The following is a 21,576-nucleotide window of genomic DNA, read 5'->3' on the forward strand; positions in this document are numbered from 1 at the left end:
TATGCCGCGCCTCAGCGGTCGAGGCGTCGGCTGAAGAGGCCGATGGCGACAAGGCCAGCGCCCTCCGCCAGAAGCTGGATGCCGAGCAGGATGCCGAGCAGCGAGGTTGCCGCGCTCTGGAAGTCGGTGAAGACCAGAACGCCGATCAGCGTGGATGCGGCCCCTGAGAGGAGCATCAGCCAGAAGAACGGCGTGCCCGAGAGGCGCGACGAGATCAGCAGGCGGGCGATGCCCATGATAAGGAAGACCACGCCCAGCATCAGGGTGAGCGAGACCGTCCCGGCCAGCGGGTTGGCCAGCAGCCAGACGCCCGCCACGATGGTCAGAAGCGCCACGAAGGCGTTCCAGAGCCGGTGATGCGCGCCAGGATCCCGGAACAGGAACCAGGCCTGCAGCACACCCGAGGCCAGGAACATCGCGCCGACCAGGGTGGTCACCGCGATCGAGGCTGCCAGCGGGTTCGCCAGGGCGAAGATGCCGCCGATGATCAGCAGGACGCCGATCACCAGGAGTGCTGTGGATGCCTTCATCGCCCTTCTCCTGCCAGGTGGGGTAGGGCGGGGTTCACCCCGCCGCCCCGGTTCACATCAGCTCGCGCACGTCCGTCAGCTTGCCGGTCACCGCCGCCGCCGCCGCCATGGCGGGGGACATCAGGTGGGTGCGGCCCTTGTAGCCCTGACGGCCTTCGAAGTTGCGGTTCGAGGTCGAGGCGCAGCGTTCGCCCGGTGCCAGCTGGTCCGGGTTCATCGCCAGGCACATCGAGCAGCCCGCGAGGCGCCATTCGAAACCGGCTTCCTTGAAGATGTCGGCGAGGCCTTCCTCTTCCGCCTGGGCGCGTACCAGGCCCGAGCCCGGAACAACCATGGCGCGGACGCCGTCCTTGATCTTCTTGCCCTTGAGCACCGCCGCCGCGGCGCGCAGGTCCTCGATCCGGCCGTTGGTGCAGGACCCGATGAAGACGGCGTCGATGGTCACGTCCTGCAGCGGCGTCCCGGGCTTGAGGCCCATGTATTCCAGCGAGCGTTCGGCCGCGCCGACCTTGCCGCCGGTGAAGTCCGCAGGGCTGGGCACGGTCGCGGTGATCGGCAGCACGTCCTCGGGCGAGGTGCCCCAGGTGACGACCGGCGCGATGTCCTCGCCCTTCAGGGTGATGACCTTGTCCCAATGGGCGTCTTCATCGGAGAAGAGCGTCTTCCACCAGGCCAGGGCGGCCTCCCACTGGGCGCCTTTCGGCGCGTGGGGCTTGCCCATGCAATAGGCGAAGGTCTTCTCGTCCGGGGCGATCAGGCCGGCGCGGGCGCCGCCTTCGATCGCCATGTTGCAGACGGTCATGCGGCCTTCCATCGACAGGTCGCGGATGGCTTCGCCGCAATATTCGATGACATAGCCGGTGCCGCCGGCGGTGCCGGTCGCGCCGATCACCGAGAGGGTGATGTCCTTGGCGGTCACACCGGGGCGCAGCTTGCCGGTGATCTCGACCTTCATGTTCTTGGACTTCTTCTGGATCAGCGTCTGGGTGGCGAGCACATGCTCGACCTCCGAGGTGCCGATGCCATGCGCCAGCGCGCCGAAGGCGCCGTGGGTGGCGGTGTGGCTGTCACCGCAGACCACGGTCATGCCCGGCAGGGTCCAGCCCTGTTCGGGGCCGACGATGTGGACGATGCCCTGGCGGATGTCCGACACCGGGTAATAGTGCACGCCGAAGTCCTTGGCGTTCTTGTCCAGCGCCTCGACCTGGATGCGGCTGTCCTCTGTCATCGTCGCGGCATTGGCGCGGTCGAGCGTGGTCGGCACGTTGTGGTCCGGCACGGCGATGGTCTTGTCCGGCGCGTGCACCTTGCGGCCTGCCATGCGCAGACCTTCGAAGGCCTGCGGGCTGGTGACCTCGTGGACGAGGTGGCGGTCGATATAGAGAAGGCAGGTGCCATCTTCGGCCTCGTGGGCCACGTGGGCATCCCAGATCTTGTCGTAGAGCGTCTTGGGGGACATTGGTCCTCTCCCGTATTTAGTGAATTGGCTAGGCGAAACGGCGCGGATGCGCCGGCTTGGCTCCTCCTAGCGCCGTGCCAGGACGGACCGCGTGTCGCCGTGGAACCGTTCGCGCAGACGCGCGCGGTCCTGTAGGTTCCGGCCCTGGATCGACAGCAAGCTCATGGCCCTTCAGATACAGTCGCGCGTCTCGCCAATCAAGCGGCGAAGTGGGATGACCGGCTGGCTTGCCTGACCGCGCCATCCCGTGCATCCTGATCCGCAGGACGGGAGGCGCATGGACGAACTCATCGCAACCAAGACGATCTCGACCCTGCTGGGGGACTTCTGGTCGCTGTTCTGGACCCAGGTGCAGCTCTTCCTGCTGCCGGGCTGGCGGCAGTATCAACTTGGCATCATCCTTGCGCTTGTCCTTGCCGCATGGCTGCTGCGGCTCTTCTTCGAGCCGCGGCTCGATCTCTGGGCGCGCAGCCGCGAGGGCTGGCCGAAGTGGCGGCTGCGTCTGCTGATCCAGCTGCGCCAGCGGCTGGGGCTGTTCTGCTATGCCGTGCTGGCCTGGATCGTCTACGGCGTTATGCAGCAGGCGACATGGCCATCGCGCAGCTACCTGATCGGAGTGGCGGCGGCCATCGTCACCGTCTGGGTGCTGGTCGGCCTGCTGTCGCGCCTCGTGCGCAACACCACGCTGCGCCGGATCGTGGCCTGGGGCCTGTGGATCTATGGCACGCTCTTTGCGCTGGGCCTCGACGACGATGTCGGGCGGATCCTGGACGAGGCCTCGGTGAGTGTCGGCGACGTCACCCTCTCGCTGCTGACGCTGCTGAAGGCGGCGGTGCTGATCGCGCTGCTGCTGACCGTCGCGCGGCTTGCCACGCAGCGCGCCGCCCGCGCCCTCGACCGTAACGAGGATATCTCGCCCTCGATGGCCGTGCTGGCGACCAAGGCGGTGCAGGTGCTGGTCTACGGCTTTGTCTTCCTGGTCTCGATCCGGTCGCTGGGCGTCGACCTGACCGGCTTCGCGGTGCTGTCGGGGGCCATTGGCGTCGGCATCGGTTTCGGCCTGCAGAAGGTGGTGTCGAACCTGGTGAGCGGCATCATCATCCTGCTCGACAAGTCGATCAAGCCCGGCGACGTAATCTCGCTGGGGGATACCTTCGGCTGGATCGGCAGCCTGGGCGCGCGTTATGTCTCGGTGGTCACGCGGGACGGCAAGGAATACCTGATCCCGAACGAGGATCTGATCACCAGCCAGGTGGTCAACTGGTCCTATTCCGACGCCTACGTGCGGCTCGACCTGTTCTTCGGGACGTCCTACAACGACGACCCGCACAAGGTGCGCAAGGTCGCCGTCGAGGCGGCCGAGACGGTGGGGCGGGTGCTGTCGCATCCGGCGCGGCCGGTCTGTCACATCGTCGGCTTCGGCGACAGCAGCGTCGACTTCGTGCTGCGCTTCTGGATCGCCGATCCGGCGGGAGGCTTGACCAATATCAAGGGGCAGGTCTACCTGGCGCTCTGGGATGCCTTCAAGGCCAACGGTTTCTCGATTCCCTTCCCGCAGCGCGAGGTCCGGGTGCTCGAGGGATCGACACTTGAAACCCGTCCACGAGGTGCCGACCTGCCCGATTGATGGCATTCCCGCCGCATAAATAGGCAGGAACCGCTGGCGGGGTCTCGGGGTTCATTGAAATGACACGGTGGAATTGCTAGATTTATCCCATGCCCGGCGCCGCGGGCACTGTATCCGGCGCGCCCCATAGGAGGACGACGTTCTGACACTTCACACCCTGGCGGCGACTGCCGCTGACGACCGGGCCGTGTATCTCGCGGCCGATAGCGTGCCCGACAGCGAGACGCTGCTGGCCCGCATCCTCGCTTCCCTCGATGACGACAAGGCCGAAGACGTCGTGCAGATCGACCTGCGCGGCAAGACCTCGATCGGCGATTACATGGTGATCGCATCGGGGCGTTCGACCCGCCAGGTCGCAGCGATGGCACAGAACCTGACCGACCGGCTCAAGCAGGACTACGGTCTGATCTGCCGCGTCGAAGGCAAGGAGATCGGTGACTGGGTCCTGATCGACGCTGACGATGTCATCGTGCACCTGTTCCGTCCGGAAGTGCGCGAATTCTACCAGCTGGAAAAGATGTGGATGCCGAAGGCGCCGAGCGCCTGAGCCAACGGCATCCGCCGCCCAGCGCGGTCTGAAAGACCCTTTCATGCGCGTCTCCATCTGCGCGGTCGGCCGTTTGCGTGCCGGCCCCGAGAAGACCCTCATCGACGATTACCTCACACGGTTCGACCGGACCGGTCGGCCGCTGGGCCTTGGCCCGGCGAAGCTGGTCGAAGTCGAGGACCGCAGGGGCGGCGGCATGGCCGCCGAGGCCGAGCTGCTGCGTCGGGCGGTACCCTCGGGCGCGCTGGTCTGCGTGCTGGACGAGCGCGGCAAGGTGCTGAGCTCTCCCGATTTCGCCGACAGGCTCGCCGGCTGGCGCGATGCCGGGCGGCAGGACCTGGCGCTGGTGATCGGCGGGGCCGACGGGATCGACCCTTCGCTGCGCGCCGAGGCGGGCTTCGCGCTGTCCTTCGGGGCGATGGTCTGGCCGCATATGCTGGTGCGGGTGATGCTGACCGAACAGCTCTATCGCGCGGCAACGATTCTGGCGGGCGGGCCCTATCACCGGGTCTGAAGGCACGTCGGATTGGCGCTAATTGCCCCGCTTCTGCCTGATTCGAGTCCCAAACCCGTCGCAGTGCTGGCGCATCATCGTGTCTGAAGTCGCATGTTTCGGTTCACAACCAGTGACAGGATATTCGATGAAGACGCGCCTCGTGACTGCCGCACTGCTCTGCCTTCTCGCTGCGCCCGCCATCGGGCAAAGCTGCCAGGTGCTTGGCACCCAGGTCATCTGTTCCGAAGCCATGGCCGATCGGATCGCCGCCAACCCCGCGCTTTACGGCCAGCTTGCCTGGGATCCGCAGCCTGTCGTCGTGCCTGCCTCGGCAGAGGCGGTCAGTGCCACCCTTGCAGACCAGGAGCCCGCCTGCCACCCGTCGACGGCCAGGCCCGTCTGCAACTGACGCCGCCACGGGCGTAGGGCGGGCATTTGCCCGCCGCACCTAGCGCAGTTTCACGCGGTAACGCTCGCCGCCCCAGCCGTCGCGCAGGCAGCGCGGTTCAATCCAGACCTCCTTGACCGACCGTGGAACTGCAACGCCCGACAGCGAGCGGGTGAAGGGCTGTTCCGTCTCGTGCGGATGCGCCAGAACGCGCAGGCCGAGTTCGTGACCTTCGGCATCAAGGATCCGCCAGGCATCTGCGTAGTGGTCCCAGCCGGTATCGGGATGCGCAACAGTTACGTCGAAACGCCAGGTGCCACCCTGGTGTTCGGCGGTCACATGGCGGATCACCGGCGCATCGGCAAGGGCGGGGCAGGCGGCGAGACAGGCCAGAAGCGCGGTGCGGAACGTCATGGGCGCAGTCTAGCCGATCGCGCCTGGTAGCGGGATCAGAGATCGCCGCCGGACCGTGCCATGAGCAGGATTGCGCGCGAATGGGAGGCGAGTTCCCGCCGCCACAGGATGGCGGTGGTCACGATCGCGGCACCGGCCAGCGCCAGCGGGCCCAGCAGCCAGGCCACGCAGGCCAGGGCGTAATAGGTCGAGCGCATTCCGTGGTTGAAGCTGCGCGCGGCGGTGTTGGACAGCGCCGCCGTCTGCTCGGCCTTGTTGGCGGCGGCCGGATTGTCGGGCTCGTTCGGGACCGAGGCCATCAGCACCGCACAATAGCCGAAGAGGCGATGCGCCCAGACGTATTTCAGGAAGGAGTTGGCGAGGAAGAGCAGGATCACGATGATCTTCACCTCCCAGACGATCGCCGGAACATCGGCCGAGGTCAGGTCGGCAGCGACGCCCGCCAGCCGCTCGGTATTGCCGATCAGCGCCAGCCCGCCGCCGATGGCGATCATCGAGGCCGAGGCGAAGAAGGCGGTGCCCTGCCGCAGGATGCTGAGCATCTGCGAGTCGAGCAGTCGCGGCTGGCGGGTCAGCATCACGCGCATCCAGTCGTGCCGGAAGCCTTCCATCAGGATCGAGACCGATACCCGACGGGCGCGGGGGTTCTCGATTCGCCAGCTGATCCAGAGCCATAGGCCGACCAGCAGCGCCAGCGCGGCGTAATCCAGGCCGGAAAAAATGCTCAACCGTTCGGTCAAGGTCATGTTAGACTCGCGTTTGCCTCTGCATCCGGCTTGCCGATCCCTCATATTGGTAATATTAAATTACCAAAATTGGAGATTGCCATGGACATGCCTGCTCCCAATCCCGCCATTCTGGCCAAAAAGGCCCGCCTGGTCGAGCGGTTGAAACAGGTATTGCCCGATGATGCGGTGATTTCCGACGAGGCCGAGACCCGCGCCTATGAATGCGATGCGCTGACCGCCTACCGCTGCCCGCCGCTGCTGGCGGTCCTGCCGTCGAGCACGCAGGAGGTTTCCGACATCCTGCGCATCTGTCACGAGATGGGCGTGCCGGTGGTGCCGCGAGGCTCGGGCACCTCGCTGGCGGGCGGGGCGCTGCCCACCGCCGACAGCGTGATCCTGGGCGTCGCGCGAATGAACGCGGTGATCGAGACCGACTATGACAACCGCTTCATCCGGGTGCAGACCGGCCGGACCAACCTGTCGGTGACCGGCGCGGTGGAGGAAGAGGACTTCTTCTATGCGCCCGACCCCTCGTCGCAGCTGGCCTGTGCCATCGCCGGGAACGTGGCGATGAACTCGGGCGGGGCGCATTGCCTGAAATACGGGGTGACGACCAACAACCTGATGGGCGTCACCATGGTGCTGATGGATGGCACCGTGGTCGAGATCGGCGGCGGGCATCTCGATGCGCCGGGGCTCGACCTGCTTGGCGTCATCTGCGGCTCGGAAGGGCAGTTGGGCGTCGTCACCGAGGCGACTCTGCGCATTCTGAAGAAGCCCGAAGGCGCGCGGCCGGTGCTGATCGGCTATGACAGCAACGAGGTGGCTGGCGCCTGTGTGTCCGACATCATCAAGGCCGGGGTTTTGCCGGTTGCGATCGAATTCATGGACCGCCCCTGCATCGAGGCCTGCGAGGCCTTTGCCCATGCAGGCTATCCGATGTGCGAGGCGCTGCTGATCGTCGAGGTCGAGGGCAGCCCCGCCGAGATCGACGCGCAGCTTGGCCTCATCAAGCAGATCGCCCGGACGCATAACCCGGTGGAGCTGCGCGAGGCCAGGGACGCCGACGAGGCCGGGCGCATCTGGCTGGGCCGCAAGAGCGCCTTCGGGGCGATGGGGCAGATCAACGACTACATGTGTCTCGACGGGACCATCCCGGTCAGCTCGCTGCCCTTCGTGCTGCGCCGCATCGGCGAGATGAGCAAGGAATTCGGGCTGGGTGTGGCCAATGTCTTCCATGCCGGCGACGGCAACATGCACCCGCTGATCCTGTTCGACGCCAACAAGCCCGGCGACCTGGAGCTGTGCGAGGCCTTCGGGGCCGAGATCCTCAAGCTCTGCGTCGAGGCGGGCGGTTGCCTGACCGGCGAGCATGGCGTCGGCATCGAGAAGCGCGACCTGATGACCCATCAATATGCGCCCGCCGACCTGGAGGCGCAGATGGCGGTCAAGGACGTCTTCGACCCGGCCTGGCTGCTGAACCCGGCGAAGGTGTTTCCGCTGGCCGCCTCCGAGACGCGGCGCGCGGTGCGGCTGGCCGCCGAATAGGGGCCTTGCCCCTCTGGGCCTGCGGCCCATTCACCCCGAGTATTTGGAAAGAGAAGAAGATGCAGGCACCACGGAGCGAGGAGGAGCTGTCCGACATCGTCCGCTCGGCGCGGGGGCCGCTGGCGATCCGGGGTGGCGGCACGCGCGGGCTGGCGGTGGCGGGCGAGGTGCTGGAAACCGGCGGGCTGTCGGGGATCAGCCTCTATGAGCCGGGCGCGCTGACGCTGGTGGCGCGGGCGGGCACACCGCTGGCCGAGATCGAGGCGGCGCTGGCGGCCGAGGGGCAGCGGCTGGCCTTCGAGGTGCCGGACCTGCGCGCGCTGCTGGGGACGAGCGGCGAGAGCACCATCGGCGGGGTGGTGGCGACCAATGCCAGCGGGCCGCGTCGGGTGAGCTTTTTCGGGGCCTGCCGCGACAGCCTGCTGGGCGTGCGCCTTGTCGATGGCGCCGGTAACATTGTGAAGAACGGCGGGCGGGTGATGAAGAATGTCACCGGCTATGACCTGGTCAAGCTGATGGCGGGCAGTCACGGCACCCTGGGCGTGCTGACCGAGGTTTCGCTCAAGGTGCTGCCGAGGCCCGAGGTGGCGGGGGTCCTCTCGATCGAGGGGCTGGGCGTGGCCGAGGCCGTGGCCGCGATGAGCGCGGCGCTGGGCACGCCCTGGGAGGTGACGGCGGCCTGCCATACCGATCTTGGGGCGAACGACCGGCCTTCGACCCAGTTGCGGATCGAGGGGATGGAGGATTCGGTCACCTATCGGCTCGGGAAGTTGAAGGCGCATCTGGCGCGCTTCGGCGAGGTGGAGACTGCGACCAGCGACAGGGTGGACTGGCCCTGGTTCCGCGATGTCGCCCGCTTTGCCGGCGGGGAGGAGGATGTCTGGCGGATCCATGTGAAACCCTCGGACGCGCCGGGGCTGGTGGACCGGCTGCCACAGGGGGCGCGGGTGATGCTCGACTGGGGCGGCGGGCTGATCTGGACCGCCGTGGCGCCGGGCACCGACCTGCGCGCGGAACTTGGCGCCTTCGTGGGCCATGCCACGAGGGTGCGGGGCACCGGCGGCGGCATCGCGCGGTTTCACCCCGAGCCGGCGCCGCTGGCGGCGCTTGCAAAGGGCCTGCGGGCCAGGTTCGACCCCAAGGGCATCCTCAATTCCGGCCTGATGGACACCGCCACATGGACCTGATTGTCGGAATGCTGGGCTTTTCCGTCTTCGGGCTGATTGCCGGTCTCGTCGTCGCGCTGGTGCGCCGCGCCTGGGTCGCACTGGCTGTCCTGGCGGCGGGGGGCGCGCTGCTCGCGGCGCTGTTCTACGGTTGGAACAGCGCGCCCTGCACCAGTGACGCTGCCGGCTGCGGCATGTCGCGTGGCTTCGAGGCGTTGATGCTGCTCTCGGCGGCGGTGCCGCTGGCCTGCGGCGCGTTGGCGGCGCTTGGCTGGCGGCTGGTCTCGGGCACTCGGGCCGGCCTTGGCCAGCGCCTGGTGGCTTTCCTGATCGCCGCCGGCGTGACGGCCCTCATCGTCCCCGCGTTCTTTACCTGACAGGACACCCGATGCAGACAACCTTCACGCCCGAGCAGCTGCGCGACCCAGGCACCGCGCGCGCCAACGAGATCCTGCGGGCCTGCGTGCATTGCGGGTTCTGCACCGCGACCTGCCCGACCTACCAGGTGCTGGGCGACGAGCTCGACAGCCCGCGGGGGCGGATCTACCTCATCAAGGACATGCTCGAGAACGAGCGGGTGCCGGATGCGAAGACGGTCAAGCATGTCGACCGCTGCCTGTCGTGCCTGGCCTGCATGACGACCTGCCCCTCGGGGGTGCATTACATGCACCTTGTCGACCATGCCCGCGCCTATATCGAAGAGCGCTACAAGCGGCCCTTCATGGACCGCGCGCTGCGCTGGCTGCTGGCGCGGATCCTGCCCTATCCGGGGCGCTTTCGGTTGGCCCTGCTGGGGGCCAAGATCGGGCGGCCGTTCCGGGCGCTGATGCCCGACCCGCGCCTGCGCGCGATGCTGGACATGGCGCCGAAGCACATCCCGCCGGTCAGCCGCAACGACGATCCGCAGAGCTTCGCCGCGAAGGGCGAGCGGCGGATGCGGGTGGCGCTGATGACCGGCTGTGCGCAGAAGGCGCTCAACACCGACATCAATGATGCCACCATCCGCCTGCTGACCCGGCTGGGTGCCGAGGTTGTGGTGGCGCGGGGCGCCGGCTGCTGCGGGGCGCTGACCCATCACATGGGCCGCGAGGGCGAGAGCCATGCGGCGGCGGCGCGCAACATCCGGTCCTGGGTGGCCGAGATGGATGGCAAGGGGCTGGACGCCATCGTCATCAACACCTCGGGCTGCGGCACTACCGTGAAGGACTATGGCCACATGTTCCGCAACGATCCGCTGGCGGCGGATGCGGCGCGGGTCTCGGCCATCGCCCGCGACGTGAGCGAGGTGCTGGTCAAGCTCGGCCTGCCCGAGGGGGCCGACCGGGGGCTGACGGTGGCCTATCACGCGGCCTGTTCGCTGCAGCACGGGCAAAAGATCAAGACCCACCCCAAGGACCTGCTCAAGCGCGCGGGCTTCAAGGTGGTGGAGCCGGCCGACAGCCATCTGTGCTGTGGATCGGCGGGCACCTACAACCTGATGCAGCCCGAAATCTCGGCCCAGCTGAAGGCGCGCAAGGTGCGGACGCTGGAGGCGAAGGCGCCGGATGTGATCGCCGCGGGGAATATCGGTTGCATGATGCAGATCGGCTCGGGCACCGGGGTGCCGGTGGTGCATACGGTGGAGCTGCTCGACTGGGCCTGTGGCGGGCCGAAGCCGAGGGCGCTGGGCTGAGGCGCGGGGCAATTCCCCCAAGTCGCCGCATTTTCGCCCCAAGGCGCGTATATGCCCTGCGGATGGAACAGCTTCGGAGACACATCGTGCGGCTATGGGTCGGACTTCTGCTGGCGATGCTGCTGCCGGTTGCGGCGGGCGCGGATTCGCGGCTCGAACGGCTGGATACCACCGAGGACGGACGCGCCTGGGAGGCGGTTGGACGGCTCGATATCAACGGGACCGGCTTCTGCACCGGCGCGCTGATTGCGCCGAACCTGGTGCTGACCGCCGCGCATTGCATGTTCGACAAGCGCACCAAGGCGCGGATCGACCCCGAGAGCATCGAGTTCCTTGCCGGGTGGCGCAACGGGCGGGCCTCGGCCTATCGCCAGGTGCGCCGGGCGGTGGTGCATCCGGGTTATGTCTTCGACGGCGAGGTCTCGCCCGAGCGGGTGCGCAACGATGTTGCCCTGCTGGAGCTGCAGCACCCGATCCGCAACACCACGATACAGCCCTTCAAGACCGCGACCCGGCCCAGCAAAGGCGACCGGATCGGGATCGTCTCATACGCCCACGACCGGGCCGACGCGCCGGCGCTGCAGGAGGTCTGCAGCGTGATGGCGCGGCAGCAGGGGGTTCTGGTGATGTCCTGCAACGTCGATTTCGGTTCCTCCGGGGCGCCGATCTTCACCTTCGAGAACGGCGAGCCGCGGATCGTATCGGTGGTTTCCGCCAAGGCCGAGGTCAAGGGCGAGCGGGTGTCGCTGGGCACCGAACTGGAGGAACCGCTGGCGCTGCTGATGGCTGATCTCTCGGCCGGGGCGGGTTTTATCAGCGCGCCGCCGCCGCGCACCGCGCGGGTGATGGTCGGCGACACCCGCCGCGCCACCGGCGCGAAGTTCGTGAAGCCATGAGCGCGCGGCTGGTCCTGATCGCGGCGCTGGCCGCGCTGATCGCCCAGCCGGCAGCGGCGGATGGCAGCAACCTCGACCGGCTGCGCGGCAATATCGCGGCGCGCAACGCCAAGGCCCAACCGCTGCTGACGCATACCGGGCAGATGACCCGCCCGGCGATGGCCAAAGGCAAGCTCGGCCGCACCGGCTGTGCCAATGGGCCGACGCCGTCGGGGCTGGGCTGCGCGACGATCGCCTTCGCCCCGAGCCGCGCCGAGTTCACCTCGGGCCAGCGGAGCGGCCTTTTCTCGGTGCTGCAGGCGGTTCCGGTCGGGCCGCATGGACGGGTCGGGCTGGGCATGGACCTGCCCCGCCTGATGGCGCGCTATCAGCCGCGCCCGAAACTCTTTGAAAAAGAACCGCTTCAGCAAGGCCGCTGAGGCCGCGCTGCGGGTCTTGAAACCGCGAAAATCCCTTCCCATCTGAGAGGAACCGGGGTGCCTGTTGAGGGCCCCGGCATCGCAACACCGCCCGTCCGTTACCGGAGGGCAAGACAGATATCGCTCTAGGAAGAGGATGACTCCATGCGTACGTTCGACTTTGCTCCGCTGCACCGTGCCACCGTCGGTTTCGACCAGTTCGCCGACCTGATGGACCGGATCCTGACCACCGAGGTCAGCCAGCCGACCTACCCGCCCTACAACATCGAGAAGACCGCGCCGGATGCCTATCGCATCACCATCGCCGTGGCCGGTTTCTCGGAAGCCGACCTGATGGTCGAGGTGAAGGAAAAGGCCCTCGTCGTCTCTGCCCGCAAGGCCGAGGACGAGACCCCGCGCACCTACCTGCACCGCGGCATCGCCACCCGCGCCTTCGAGCGCCGCTTCCACCTGGCCGATCACGTGAAGGTCACCGGTGCCACCCATGCCGACGGGATGCTGCACATCGACCTCGAGCGCGAAGTCCCCGAGGCGCTGAAGCCGCGCCGCATCGAGATCGCCAGCCAGAAGGCGCTCGAGAAGGACGTGGTCGAGGCGAAGGCCGTCAACTGATCGTTTTTCCCCGGTAAGTGGTTACAGGCCCGGATGCGCGAGCGTCCGGGCTTTTTGCTTGTGGCGGCCTCGTCTGGGGGGCTTTGCCCCCGTCTCCCTGCGGTCGACTCCCCCGAGTATTTGGAAAGAAGAGAAACCAGGGGCGCGGCGCAACGAAAAAGGGCGGCGCATGTCGCGCCGCCCTCTCGGGGTTCGGGATGGTCCCGATCAGTCGATCATCGGGATCAGCTTGTCGAGGCTGGCCTTGGCGTCGCCGTAGAACATGCGCGTGTTCTCCTTGTAGAACAGCGGGTTCTCGATGCCCGAGTAGCCGGTGCCCTGGCCGCGCTTGGACACGAAGACCTGCTTGGCCTTCCAGCACTCCAGCACCGGCATCCCGGCGATGGGCGAATTCGGGTCTTCCTGGGCTGCCGGGTTCACGATGTCGTTCGAGCCGATGACGATGGCGACATCCGTGCTCGGGAAGTCCTCGTTGATCTCGTCCATTTCCAGCACGATGTCGTAGGGCACCTTGGCCTCGGCCAGCAGCACGTTCATGTGCCCCGGCAGACGCCCGGCCACCGGGTGGATGGCGAAGCGCACGTTCTTGCCCTTGGCGCGCAGCTTGCGGACCAGTTCGGCCACGCCCTGCTGGGCCTGTGCCACCGCCATGCCGTAGCCGGGGATGATGATGACCGAATCGGCATCGTTCAGCGCCGCGGCCACGCCGTCGGCCTCGATGGCGACCTGTTCACCCTCGACCTCCATCGCCGGACCGGCGGTGCCGCCGAACCCGCCGAGGATCACCGAGACGAAGCTGCGGTTCATTGCCTTGCACATGATGTAGGAGAGGATCGCACCGGACGAGCCGACCAGCGCGCCGACCACGATCAGCAGGTCGTTGCCGAGGCTGAAGCCGATGGCCGCCGCGGCCCAGCCCGAGTAGCTGTTCAGCATCGACACCACCACGGGCATGTCGGCGCCGCCGATGCCCATGATCAGGTGATAGCCGATAAACAGCGCGCAGAGCGTCATCAGCGCGAGCGGCAGGAACCCGGCCGAGCTGGTGTACCAGAACAGGCAGAGCACCGAGACAATCGCCGCCGCCGCGTTCAGCAGGTGGCCGCCCGGCAGCTTGGTCGCCGCCGACGACACCTTGCCCGCCAGTTTGCCATAGGCAATGACCGACCCGGTGAAGGTGATGGCGCCGATGAAGATGCCAAGGAACAGCTCGACCGAGAGGATGTTCAGCTCGATCGGGGTCTTGTGCGCCACCAGCTGGGCAAACTCGCCGGTGACGGCCTCGCCGGTCGCATGCGCCTTCTGCACCGCTTTCATGGTGAAATGCGCGTTGAAGCCGACGAAGACCGCCGCAAGGCCGACCAGCGAGTGCATCGCGGCGACCAGCTGCGGCATCTCGGTCATCTCGACCTTCTTGGCGACATACCAGCCGATGGCGCCGCCTGCCGCGATCAGCACGAGCGACAGCAGCCACAGGCCCGAGCCGGGGCCGATCAGCGTGGCGCAAACCGCCAGCGCCATGCCGGCGATGCCATACCAGACCGCGCGTTTCGCGCTTTCCTGCCCCGAGAGGCCGCCCAGCGAGAGGATGAAGAGAACAGCCGCAACCACATAGGCTGCCGTGGTGAATCCGTAATCCATTGACCCGACCCCCGCTTACGATTTCTGGAACATGGCGAGCATGCGCCGGGTGACAAGGAAACCGCCGAAGATGTTGATCCCGGTCATGAAGACCGAGAGGGCGGCCAGCAGGATGACGATGAAGCTGCCCGACCCGATCTGCATCAGCGCCCCGAGGATGATGATCGACGAGATCGCGTTGGTCACGGCCATCAGCGGCGTGTGCAGCGAATGCGAGACGTTCCAGATCACCTGGAAGCCCACGAAGACCGACAGCACGAAGACGATGAAGTGCTGCATGAAGCTGGCCGGGGCCACGAGACCCACGCCCAGCAGCAGCGCCGCACCGACCACCAGCAGGATGACCTGCTGCTTGGTCTGCGCCCTGAAGGCCGCCGCTTCGGCCGCCTTCCGTTCCTCGGGCGTCAGCTCCTTGGCCTTTTCCTTCGGCTTCTGCGTCGCGATCGCCTTTACCTTCGGCGGCGGCGGCGGGAAGGTCACGTCCTTGGCATGGGTGATCGTCGCCCCGCGGATCACGTCATCTTCCATGTTGTGGTTGATGACGCCGTCCTTGGCCGGGGTCAGGTCGGTCAGCATGTGCCGGATGTTGGTGGCATAGAGCGTCGAGGCCTGGGCCGCCATGCGGCTCGGGAAGTCGGTATAGCCGACGATGGTGACGCCGTTGTCGGTGACGATCTTCTCGTCCGGCTTGGTCAGCTCGCAGTTGCCGCCACGCTCGGCAGCAAGGTCGACGATGACCGAGCCGGGCTTCATCATCTCGACCATGTCCTTGGTCCAGAGCACCGGCGCGGGCCGGTTCGGGATCAGCGCGGTGGAGATGACGATATCGACCTGCGGCGCCAGCTCGCGGAACTTCTTGAGCTGCGCTTCGCGGAATTCCGGCGAAGAGGGCGCGGCATAGCCGCCGGTGGCGGCGCCGTCCTGCTGGGTCTCGGAGAAGTCGAGGTAGACGAACTCGGCGCCCATCGACTCGATCTGCTCGGCCACTTCGGGCCGCACGTCGAAGGCCAGGGTGATGGCGCCCAGCGAGGCCGAGGTGCCGATCGCGGCAAGACCGGCGACGCCGGCGCCGATCACCAGCACGCGGGCCGGGGGCACCTTGCCGGCGGCGGTCACCTGCCCGGTGAAGAAGCGGCCAAAGTTGTTGCCGGCCTCGATCACCGCGCGGTAGCCGGCGATATTGGCCATCGACGAGAGCGCGTCCATCTTCTGGGCGCGGGAGATACGCGGCACCATGTCCATCGCGATGACGCTGGCGCCGGTGTCGGCGGCTTGCTTCATCAGCGCTTCGTTGGCGCTGGGGTAGAAGAAGGAGATCAGCGTCTGACCGTCCTTCAGCATGGCCACTTCGGCCTCGGTCGGCGGGCGCACCTTGGCCACCACCTCGGCAGCGGCCCAGAGCTCGGCAGCGGTTTTCACCACCTCCACGCCCGCGGCCTCGTAGGCGGCATCCGAGAAGCCCGCCTTCAGCCCGGCCCCGGACTGGATCACGCAGGTATGGCCCAGCTTCTGCAGGGCGGTTGCGCTGTCCGGCGTCATGGCGACGCGATTCTCGCCGTCAAATACTTCGGTCGGAGTGCCTATTCTCACCGATTGGTCCCCTTTTCCCTCAATCATCCGTCACGGGCATGCCCATGCGGCAGGTCGTGATTCCACTAACGTGCAGCCCTGCGATGCGCAAGCACAGGGGAGGCAGACGTGCGGTAATTTTTGAAAAGATTCACACCCAGCGGCGTACTTTTCGTTCGTAGCGCGCAAAGTCGGCATGGAAGGTCCGGCGCAGGCGGTTCTCCTCGGGGATGATGAAGCGGCGCTCGATCACCCAGACGAAGAGCACCACCAGCACCAGCGAGGCCACCGCGTCCAGCCGCAGCACCAGTCCGGCCAGCACCAGCGCATCGCCCAGGTAGATCGGGTTGCGGGTGCGGCTGAAGATGCCGGACTGGATCAGACGCGACGGCGTGCGATGCGGCACCACAGTGGTGCGCTGCTTGCGGAACTCGGAAAAGGCGAGCAGCATCAAAAGGATACCGCCGCCTATCAGGACGCCCGCCAGTAGGTCGGTCACCGGGTTCGCCAGGCTCAGCCCCAACGGCCACCAGCGCCCCTGCGCCCAGGCCAGCAGGGCGAAGCCAAGCAGCCAGACCGGCGGAATGTCGATCCACTTCCAGAACGGCAGGCGCTGCTCGCTCATTCCCACTCCATCTCCTCGAAGACCCGGCCGGCATTCTTGGTCGCCAGCTCCTCGAAGGTGTCGAGATGCGACCAGGCCGACTGGTCGACATAATAGGCCCCCGCCAGATCGCCGCCACTGTCTATATGTTCGGCAATCTTTTCCCGCAGGTCGACCAGGTAGTCATGCGTATAGCGGCGCACCTGGGCCAGGTTGGTGGGGTGGCCATGTCCGGGGATCACGTAGACCGGCGCCAGCGGCTCCAGCCTGGTCTCCCATGTCTCGATCCAGCACTTGGTGCAGGTGCCCTCGAAGATCGGCAGCATACGCTCGTGAAAGGCGATGTCGCCGGTGATCATCAGGCCCCAGTCCGGCAGCCAGACCTGCGCGTCGCCGGGGTCATGCGCCGGGCCCAGGTGCAGAACCTGGATATGCACGCCGCCCAGCGTGAGGTCATGGCTCTCCTCGAAGGTCCGGTTGGCATGTTCGACGCGGGTGCCCTCGGCCCTGTCGCGGTTATAGGCCTGCATCCCCTGCAGGATGAAATCGCCGTTCTTTCGGGTCTCCTCGACCGCGTCGACATGGGCCAGGATATCGACTCCCAAATCCCGCCAGTAGCTGTTGCCCAGCATCGCATGGCCCTGGCCGTTCTCGTTGATGACCAGCACCACCGGCTGATCGGTGACGGCGCGGATCTCGGCGTGCAGTGCCGCGGCCAGCCGGGCGGAGGCGCCGCCGTTCACCACCACCACCCCCTCGCCGGTGACGATGAAGGAGAGGTTGTTGTTGTGCCCGGCATTCTCGTAGCTCGGCGGCGCGGTGGCCCCGATGGCGGTGAAGACATGCGGAATGAACTCCACCGGCTTGGAGTAGAGTTCGGACTGCGGATACTGGTCCGGTATGTCCTCGCTGGCCGTGGCGGCGGTGGCGGCCAGGATCAGCAATGCGGCAAGGCGTTTCATCGGGTTCCTCCCTTGGTCGCGCACACATTCGTATGAGTGAATGCGTTTGTAAAGCGACGTGACGGCGCATTCCCGAGGGGCTTGCCAGCCCGGCCCATGCGGATAGGCTTTCCGCGACAACAGGGGAGAGCATCATGACACTTCAGGGCAAACACGCCTTCATCACCGGCGGCGGCACCGGCATCGGCCTGGCCATCGCCCGCGCCTTCGCGGCGCAGGGGGCAATCGTCACCATCACCGGGCGGCGGCAGGAGGTGCTCGACGAGGTCGCGGGCAAGGGAATCACCGGCATGGCGATGGACGTGCGCAACGAGGCCGAGGTGATCGACACCGTCGCGGCAGCGGTGAAGGCGCGCGGGCCGGTGCAGATCTGCGTCGCCAATGCCGGCATTGCCGAGGGCCGCGCGCTGCACAAGATGACGCTCGACTTCTGGCGCAACATGATGGCGACCAACCTCGACGGCGCCTTCCTCACCATCCGCGAATGCCTCGCCTCGATGCGGCAGACCGACTGGGGCCGTGTGATCACGGTTTCCTCCGCCGCCGGCCTGCGCGGCCTCGCGGGCGCGCCCTGCTACACCGCCTCCAAGCACGGGCTGATCGGGCTGACCCGCGCGCTCTCCGAGGACTACCTGGGCCAGCCCTTCACCTTCAACGCGATCTGCCCCGGCTACGTCGATACGCCTATCGTCACTCGCAACACCGCCTCCATCGCCGAACGCGCCGGCATCAGCGAAGAGGCCGCCCGCGCAATCATGGTCAAGACCAACCGCCACAAGCGGCTGATCGAACCCGAAGAAATCGCCGCCGCCGCCCTCTGGCTGGTCGGCCCCGGCAGCCAGAGCGTCAACGGCCAGACCATCGAGATCGCGGGCGGCCAGATGTAGACCGGCGGCGGGGTGAACCCCGCCCTACGCCTCTGCCCGACGGCGCACCGGCGACAGGCCTGGGACAGGAGTATTTTTGAAGAAGAGAAGCAGCAGGCGCGCGCCCCTGGCTTCTCTTCTTTCCAAATACCTCCGGGGGGGCCGCCCGGAACGGGCGGCGGGGGCAGCGCCCCCTCGCTCGCCGCCGGCCAGGGGGCGTTGACCTCGGGCCTTACTCTGCCCCCGAGATGATCTCGCGCCAGGGCCGGGCCTTGCGGTCGCGGTATTTCACCGTCAGCTCCAGCGGCACGTCGGTCTCGTCATAGACCCCCAGCACCACGCCGCGCCGGCCGCTCTTGCTGCGCATCTCCAGCAGCTGCGCCTCGCTGCGGGTGGTGCGTTGCGACACCCGGCGGGTCCATCTGAACAGGTGGTCATACATCTCTTCGACCGCCGCGACATGCTCGGGCGCCTCCGAGGCGCCGAGGTCGACAAGTTCCGAAGGGTCGTTTTCCAGATCGAAGAGGATCGGCCGGTGCCCGCCCTCGCAATGCACCAGCTTCCACTTGCGGTTGGCCACCATGAACATCACCGCCTCGCGCGGGCTGGCGTTCAGCTTTGCCGCGATGGGCGAGGCGGAATAGTCGTATTCGCAGATCACGACATCGCGCCCGGTGTCGCTGGCCTCGCCGCGCAGGATCGGCAGCAGCGAGCGGCCCTCAAGGATATGCCCCGGCACCTCGCCCCCCGCCGCCTCGACGAAGGTGGGGGCAAGGTCGATGCTTTCGACCAGCGCGTCGCAGACTGTGCCGCGCGTCGCGTCCGCCTCGGGCGAGGGGTCGTAGATGATCAGCGGCACCCGGATCGCGGCATCGTGGAAGAAGGTCTTTTCGCCCATCCAGTGATCGCCGAGGAAATCGCCGTGATCCGAGGTGAGGACGATCATCGTGTCCTGCATCCGCCCGCTGGCCTCGAGAAAGTCGAAGAGCACGCCCATCTGGTCGTCGGCCTGCTTGATGAGCCCCATATAGGCCGGGATCACCGCGTTGCGCACGCGATCGGTGGAAAAGGCCTTGCCGATCTGCGTGTCCATGAAGGCGCGCAGCACCGGGTGCGCGTTGTCGCGTTCGTCCTCGGAGCGCACCGGCGGCAGCACGTGGCGGGGCCCGTACATCGTGTTGTAGGGTTCCGGCACGATATAGGGCCAGTGCGGCTTGATATAGGAGAGGTGGCAGCACCAGGGCCCCTCGGCCTGTTCGATGAACTCGATCCCCCGGCGCGTCATGTAGGGGGTTTCGCTGTCATAGCCGTCGATATTGGCAGCCTCGGGCGCGTTCTTGAGGAACCAGCCCGAGAGCACGTTGCCCGCCGCGTCGAGCCCGGAGTTGGCGAAGTCGTGCCAGGGGTTGTCGCTCTCGTAGCCCTTCTCGCGCAGGTAGCTGTTGTATGCCTTCGCCCCGTCCGGGTCGTAAAAGCCATCCGGCCCCTCGGGCAGCATCCCGTCGTCACGCTCGAAGACGTCAAAGCCGCATTCGGCCACCCGCGCGCCGATCAGGCTGTCGGGCTCCAGCCCCAGCCGGGCCATGCCCTCCTCGTCGGCGCGCATATGCGTCTTGCCGACCAGCCAGCAGCCCATGCCCGCCTTGCGCAGGTGGTCGCCCATGGTCATCTCGCCGACCTTCAGCGGGATGCCGTTCCAGCTCGCCCCGTGGGAATGAACGTAGCGCCCGGTATAGGTCGACATCCGCGACGAGCCGCAGATCGGCGACTGGATGAAGGCGCGGTCAAAGCGCACGCCCCTTGCCGCCAGCCGGTCGATGTTGGGCGTCTTCAGGTGCGGGTGGCCGTAGCACGACAGGTAATCCCAGCGCAGCTGGTCGAACATGATGAAGAGGATGTTCCTTGCCTTCGCCACGCGCCCGGCCTCCTATTGCAGGGCCGAGGTCGCCGTCGGCACGATGCGGGTGATCACGCTCGCCTCGCGGTCGAGCAGTTCGGCCACCTTCGGCAGCAGCTCGGATTTCCAGGTTTCGGTGCCATAAAACGCATCGTAGAGCCTCTTTCTGTCCTCTTCCGAGGCAAAGCGGCGGATCCAGACATAGGTGCTGTCATCCCCCTCGCCGCGAAAGCTGCCGGTGATGTCGAAGCCCGCCTCGGTCTGGCCGGGGATGATGGTGTTCTCGATCAGGTCGAGCCATGCTTCCATGCAGCCGGGCCGGACCTTGTATTGTCTCAATTCGTAGAAAGCCACCGGATCACCCCTGTTCCCTGATTGCCTGGATGCTGCGTTCGCGCCGGTTCAGCCACCAGCCGTATTGTTCGGGCCAATCGGCAAAGGCGTTGACGCCCATGTCATAGGCCTGGTGGCGCGGCCAGAACGGATCGAACAGCGCCTGCCGCCCGATGGCGATGAGATCGGCCTGCCCCGCCTGTAGCGCCGCCTCGGCCTGCGGCCCGTCGAGGATCAGCCCGACGCCCTGCGTGGCGATGCCCGCACCCTGCCGGATCGCCTGGGCATAGGGCAGTTGGTAGCCCGCCGGCAGCGGCGCGCCGGCGCTGACCTTGCTGGCGCCCTGGTTGCCGCCCGACGAGCAGTCGATGACGTCGACGCCAAGCGCCTTGAGGTCCTTGGCCAGTTCGACCGAGTCCCCTATCTCCCAGCCGCCCTCGAAACCGTCCACCGAGGAGATCCGCACGAAGAGCGGCTTGCCTTCGGGCCAGGCCCCGCGCACCGCCTCGGCCACCTCCAGCAGCGCCCGGCTGCGGCCCCGGCGGTCGCCGCCATAGGCATCGCTGCGCTTGTTCGACAGCGGCGAGAGGAAGCTTTGCAGCAGGTAGCCGTGGCCCGAGTGGATCTCGACAAATTCGCAGCCCAGGGCATCGGCGCGGCGCGCGGCGCTGGCGAAATCCTCGGCTAGCCGGGCGATATCCGCCGGCGTCATCTCGCGCGGCATCAGCCAGCCTTCGGTTACCGGAACGGCGCTTGGGGCCATCACCGCCCAGGGGTCGTCCCCCAGGGCGTGGTCCGCTTCGCCCAGCGGGCCATTGCCGCGCCAGGGCCGCTGCATCGCGGCCTTGCGGCCGGCATGGGCCAGCTGGATGCCCGCCAGCGCGCCATTGGCGCGGATGAAATCGATGATCGGCCGCAGCGCCTCGGCATGGGCATCCGACCAGAGGCCGATGTCGCCGTGGGTGATGCGCCCCGTTTCCTGCACCGCTGCCGCCTCGGTCATCACGGCGGCAAAGCCGCCCTTGGCCAGCGCGCCGAGGTGGACCAGGTGCCAGTCGTTGGCGAAACCGTCCACCGCCGAATACTGGCACATCGGCGCCACGGTGATGCGGTTGGCGAAGGTCACGTCGCGCAGCTGCAGCGGCGTGAACAGCATGGGTATGGTCATGGGGGTCTCCTCTCCCTCGGGCGCGAGGCTGGCA

At 67.1% G+C, this 21,576-nt stretch carries 23 protein-coding genes; 12 read left to right on the plus strand and 11 right to left on the minus strand.

The features are described 5' to 3' along the window. Positions 1-11: 11 nt before the first annotated feature. Positions 12-530 carry an HdeD family acid-resistance protein gene (locus IE266_RS02155; protein WP_189678384.1) on the minus strand — a complete coding sequence of 173 codons (519 nt, stop codon included), beginning with the start codon at positions 528-530 and terminating at the stop codon, positions 12-14. A gap of 52 nt (positions 531-582) precedes the next feature. Continuing rightward, on the minus strand, positions 583-1,989 hold the full coding sequence (gene leuC / locus IE266_RS02160) for a 3-isopropylmalate dehydratase large subunit (RefSeq protein WP_189678385.1): 1,407 nt from the start codon (positions 1,987-1,989) through the stop codon (positions 583-585). 277 nt (positions 1,990-2,266) lie between these two features. Here leuC and IE266_RS02165 point away from each other — a divergent pair, with 277 nt between their 5' ends. From IE266_RS02165 to IE266_RS02180, 4 genes are all read left to right on the plus strand, one after another. Beyond that, positions 2,267-3,616, plus strand: a complete 1,350-nt coding sequence (locus IE266_RS02165; protein WP_189678386.1) for a mechanosensitive ion channel family protein — start codon at positions 2,267-2,269, stop codon at positions 3,614-3,616. 187 nt (positions 3,617-3,803) lie between these two features. Next, the gene (gene rsfS / locus IE266_RS02170; RefSeq protein WP_189678387.1) at positions 3,804-4,163 is read left to right on the plus strand and encodes a ribosome silencing factor; all 360 of its coding nucleotides are present in this window, start codon (positions 3,804-3,806) and stop codon (positions 4,161-4,163) included. A gap of 43 nt (positions 4,164-4,206) precedes the next feature. Next, positions 4,207-4,677: a 23S rRNA (pseudouridine(1915)-N(3))-methyltransferase RlmH gene (gene rlmH / locus IE266_RS02175; RefSeq protein WP_189678388.1), complete on the plus strand. Its 471-nt coding sequence runs from the start codon at positions 4,207-4,209 to the stop codon at positions 4,675-4,677. Between the two features lie 127 nt (positions 4,678-4,804). Continuing rightward, positions 4,805-5,068 carry a hypothetical protein gene (locus IE266_RS02180; protein WP_189678389.1) on the plus strand — a complete coding sequence of 88 codons (264 nt, stop codon included), beginning with the start codon at positions 4,805-4,807 and terminating at the stop codon, positions 5,066-5,068. A 39-nt stretch (positions 5,069-5,107) separates the two neighbouring features. On the opposite strand, the gene IE266_RS02185 is transcribed toward IE266_RS02180, so the two are convergent. Further along, on the minus strand, positions 5,108-5,461 hold the full coding sequence (locus IE266_RS02185; protein ID WP_189678390.1) for a hypothetical protein: 354 nt from the start codon (positions 5,459-5,461) through the stop codon (positions 5,108-5,110). A gap of 35 nt (positions 5,462-5,496) precedes the next feature. Further along, a complete protein-coding gene (locus IE266_RS02190) occupies positions 5,497-6,207 on the minus strand; it encodes a DUF599 domain-containing protein (RefSeq protein ID WP_189678391.1) in 711 nt (236 codons plus the stop codon). Positions 6,208-6,288: 81 nt separating this feature from the next. Between IE266_RS02190 and IE266_RS02195 the strand changes: the two genes are divergently transcribed. The 7 genes from IE266_RS02195 to IE266_RS02225 all read left to right on the plus strand — a co-directional run bounded on the left by IE266_RS02195 (position 6,289) and on the right by IE266_RS02225 (position 12,502). Beyond that, on the plus strand, positions 6,289-7,737 hold the full coding sequence (locus IE266_RS02195; RefSeq protein WP_189678392.1) for an FAD-linked oxidase C-terminal domain-containing protein: 1,449 nt from the start codon (positions 6,289-6,291) through the stop codon (positions 7,735-7,737). A 59-nt stretch (positions 7,738-7,796) separates the two neighbouring features. Beyond that, on the plus strand, positions 7,797-8,924 hold the full coding sequence (locus tag IE266_RS02200) for an FAD-binding protein (protein WP_189678393.1): 1,128 nt from the start codon (positions 7,797-7,799) through the stop codon (positions 8,922-8,924). Beyond that, positions 8,915-9,280 (plus strand): hypothetical protein, encoded by a 366-nt coding sequence (locus tag IE266_RS02205; protein WP_189678394.1) that lies wholly within the window; start codon positions 8,915-8,917, stop codon positions 9,278-9,280. The genes IE266_RS02200 and IE266_RS02205 overlap by 10 nt, the downstream gene beginning before the upstream one ends. 11 nt (positions 9,281-9,291) lie before the next feature. Next, complete coding sequence (gene glcF, locus IE266_RS02210) at positions 9,292-10,575, plus strand: glycolate oxidase subunit GlcF (protein ID WP_189678395.1); 1,284 nt, start codon at positions 9,292-9,294, stop codon at positions 10,573-10,575. 116 nt (positions 10,576-10,691) lie between these two features. Continuing rightward, positions 10,692-11,471, plus strand: a complete 780-nt coding sequence (locus tag IE266_RS02215; protein WP_229863885.1) for a trypsin-like serine peptidase — start codon at positions 10,692-10,694, stop codon at positions 11,469-11,471. Next, positions 11,468-11,890, plus strand: a complete 423-nt coding sequence (locus IE266_RS02220; RefSeq protein WP_189678397.1) for a hypothetical protein — start codon at positions 11,468-11,470, stop codon at positions 11,888-11,890. Before IE266_RS02215 ends, IE266_RS02220 begins: the two co-directional genes overlap by 4 nt. 144 nt (positions 11,891-12,034) lie before the next feature. After that, on the plus strand, positions 12,035-12,502 hold the full coding sequence (locus tag IE266_RS02225; RefSeq protein ID WP_189678398.1) for an Hsp20 family protein: 468 nt from the start codon (positions 12,035-12,037) through the stop codon (positions 12,500-12,502). Positions 12,503-12,709: 207 nt separating this feature from the next. On the opposite strand, the gene IE266_RS02230 is transcribed toward IE266_RS02225, so the two are convergent. The 4 genes from IE266_RS02230 to IE266_RS02245 all read right to left on the minus strand — a co-directional run bounded on the left by IE266_RS02230 (position 12,710) and on the right by IE266_RS02245 (position 17,278). Beyond that, complete coding sequence (locus IE266_RS02230) at positions 12,710-14,143, minus strand: NAD(P)(+) transhydrogenase (Re/Si-specific) subunit beta (protein ID WP_189678399.1); 1,434 nt, start codon at positions 14,141-14,143, stop codon at positions 12,710-12,712. A gap of 15 nt (positions 14,144-14,158) precedes the next feature. Beyond that, positions 14,159-15,733, minus strand: coding sequence for a Re/Si-specific NAD(P)(+) transhydrogenase subunit alpha (locus IE266_RS02235; RefSeq protein ID WP_189678400.1), 1,575 nt, complete (start codon positions 15,731-15,733; stop codon positions 14,159-14,161). A 130-nt stretch (positions 15,734-15,863) separates the two neighbouring features. Beyond that, on the minus strand, positions 15,864-16,337 hold the full coding sequence (locus IE266_RS02240; protein WP_189678401.1) for a methyltransferase family protein: 474 nt from the start codon (positions 16,335-16,337) through the stop codon (positions 15,864-15,866). Next, entirely contained in the window at positions 16,334-17,278 is a 945-nt protein-coding gene (locus tag IE266_RS02245) for an MBL fold metallo-hydrolase (protein WP_189678402.1), read from the minus strand. The genes IE266_RS02240 and IE266_RS02245 overlap by 4 nt, the downstream gene beginning before the upstream one ends. Positions 17,279-17,412: 134 nt before the next feature. Here IE266_RS02245 and IE266_RS02250 point away from each other — a divergent pair, with 134 nt between their 5' ends. Next, on the plus strand, positions 17,413-18,165 hold the full coding sequence (locus tag IE266_RS02250; RefSeq protein WP_189678403.1) for an SDR family NAD(P)-dependent oxidoreductase: 753 nt from the start codon (positions 17,413-17,415) through the stop codon (positions 18,163-18,165). Between the two features lie 211 nt (positions 18,166-18,376). Here IE266_RS02250 and IE266_RS02255 read toward each other — a convergent pair whose 3' ends face one another. The 3 genes from IE266_RS02255 to IE266_RS02265 are packed head-to-tail and all read right to left on the minus strand — an operon-like array spanning position 18,377 to position 21,542. Next, on the minus strand, positions 18,377-20,059 hold the full coding sequence (locus IE266_RS02255) for a sulfatase-like hydrolase/transferase (RefSeq protein ID WP_189678404.1): 1,683 nt from the start codon (positions 20,057-20,059) through the stop codon (positions 18,377-18,379). 12 nt (positions 20,060-20,071) lie between these two features. Next, complete coding sequence (locus IE266_RS02260) at positions 20,072-20,395, minus strand: NIPSNAP family protein (protein ID WP_189678405.1); 324 nt, start codon at positions 20,393-20,395, stop codon at positions 20,072-20,074. A gap of 4 nt (positions 20,396-20,399) precedes the next feature. Next, the gene (locus IE266_RS02265; RefSeq protein WP_189678406.1) at positions 20,400-21,542 is read right to left on the minus strand and encodes an NADH:flavin oxidoreductase/NADH oxidase; all 1,143 of its coding nucleotides are present in this window, start codon (positions 21,540-21,542) and stop codon (positions 20,400-20,402) included. Positions 21,543-21,576 lie beyond the last annotated feature (34 nt).

Source organism: Seohaeicola zhoushanensis (assembly GCF_014656415.1).
In the GTDB taxonomy this organism is placed as follows: domain Bacteria; phylum Pseudomonadota; class Alphaproteobacteria; order Rhodobacterales; family Rhodobacteraceae; genus Seohaeicola_A; species Seohaeicola_A zhoushanensis.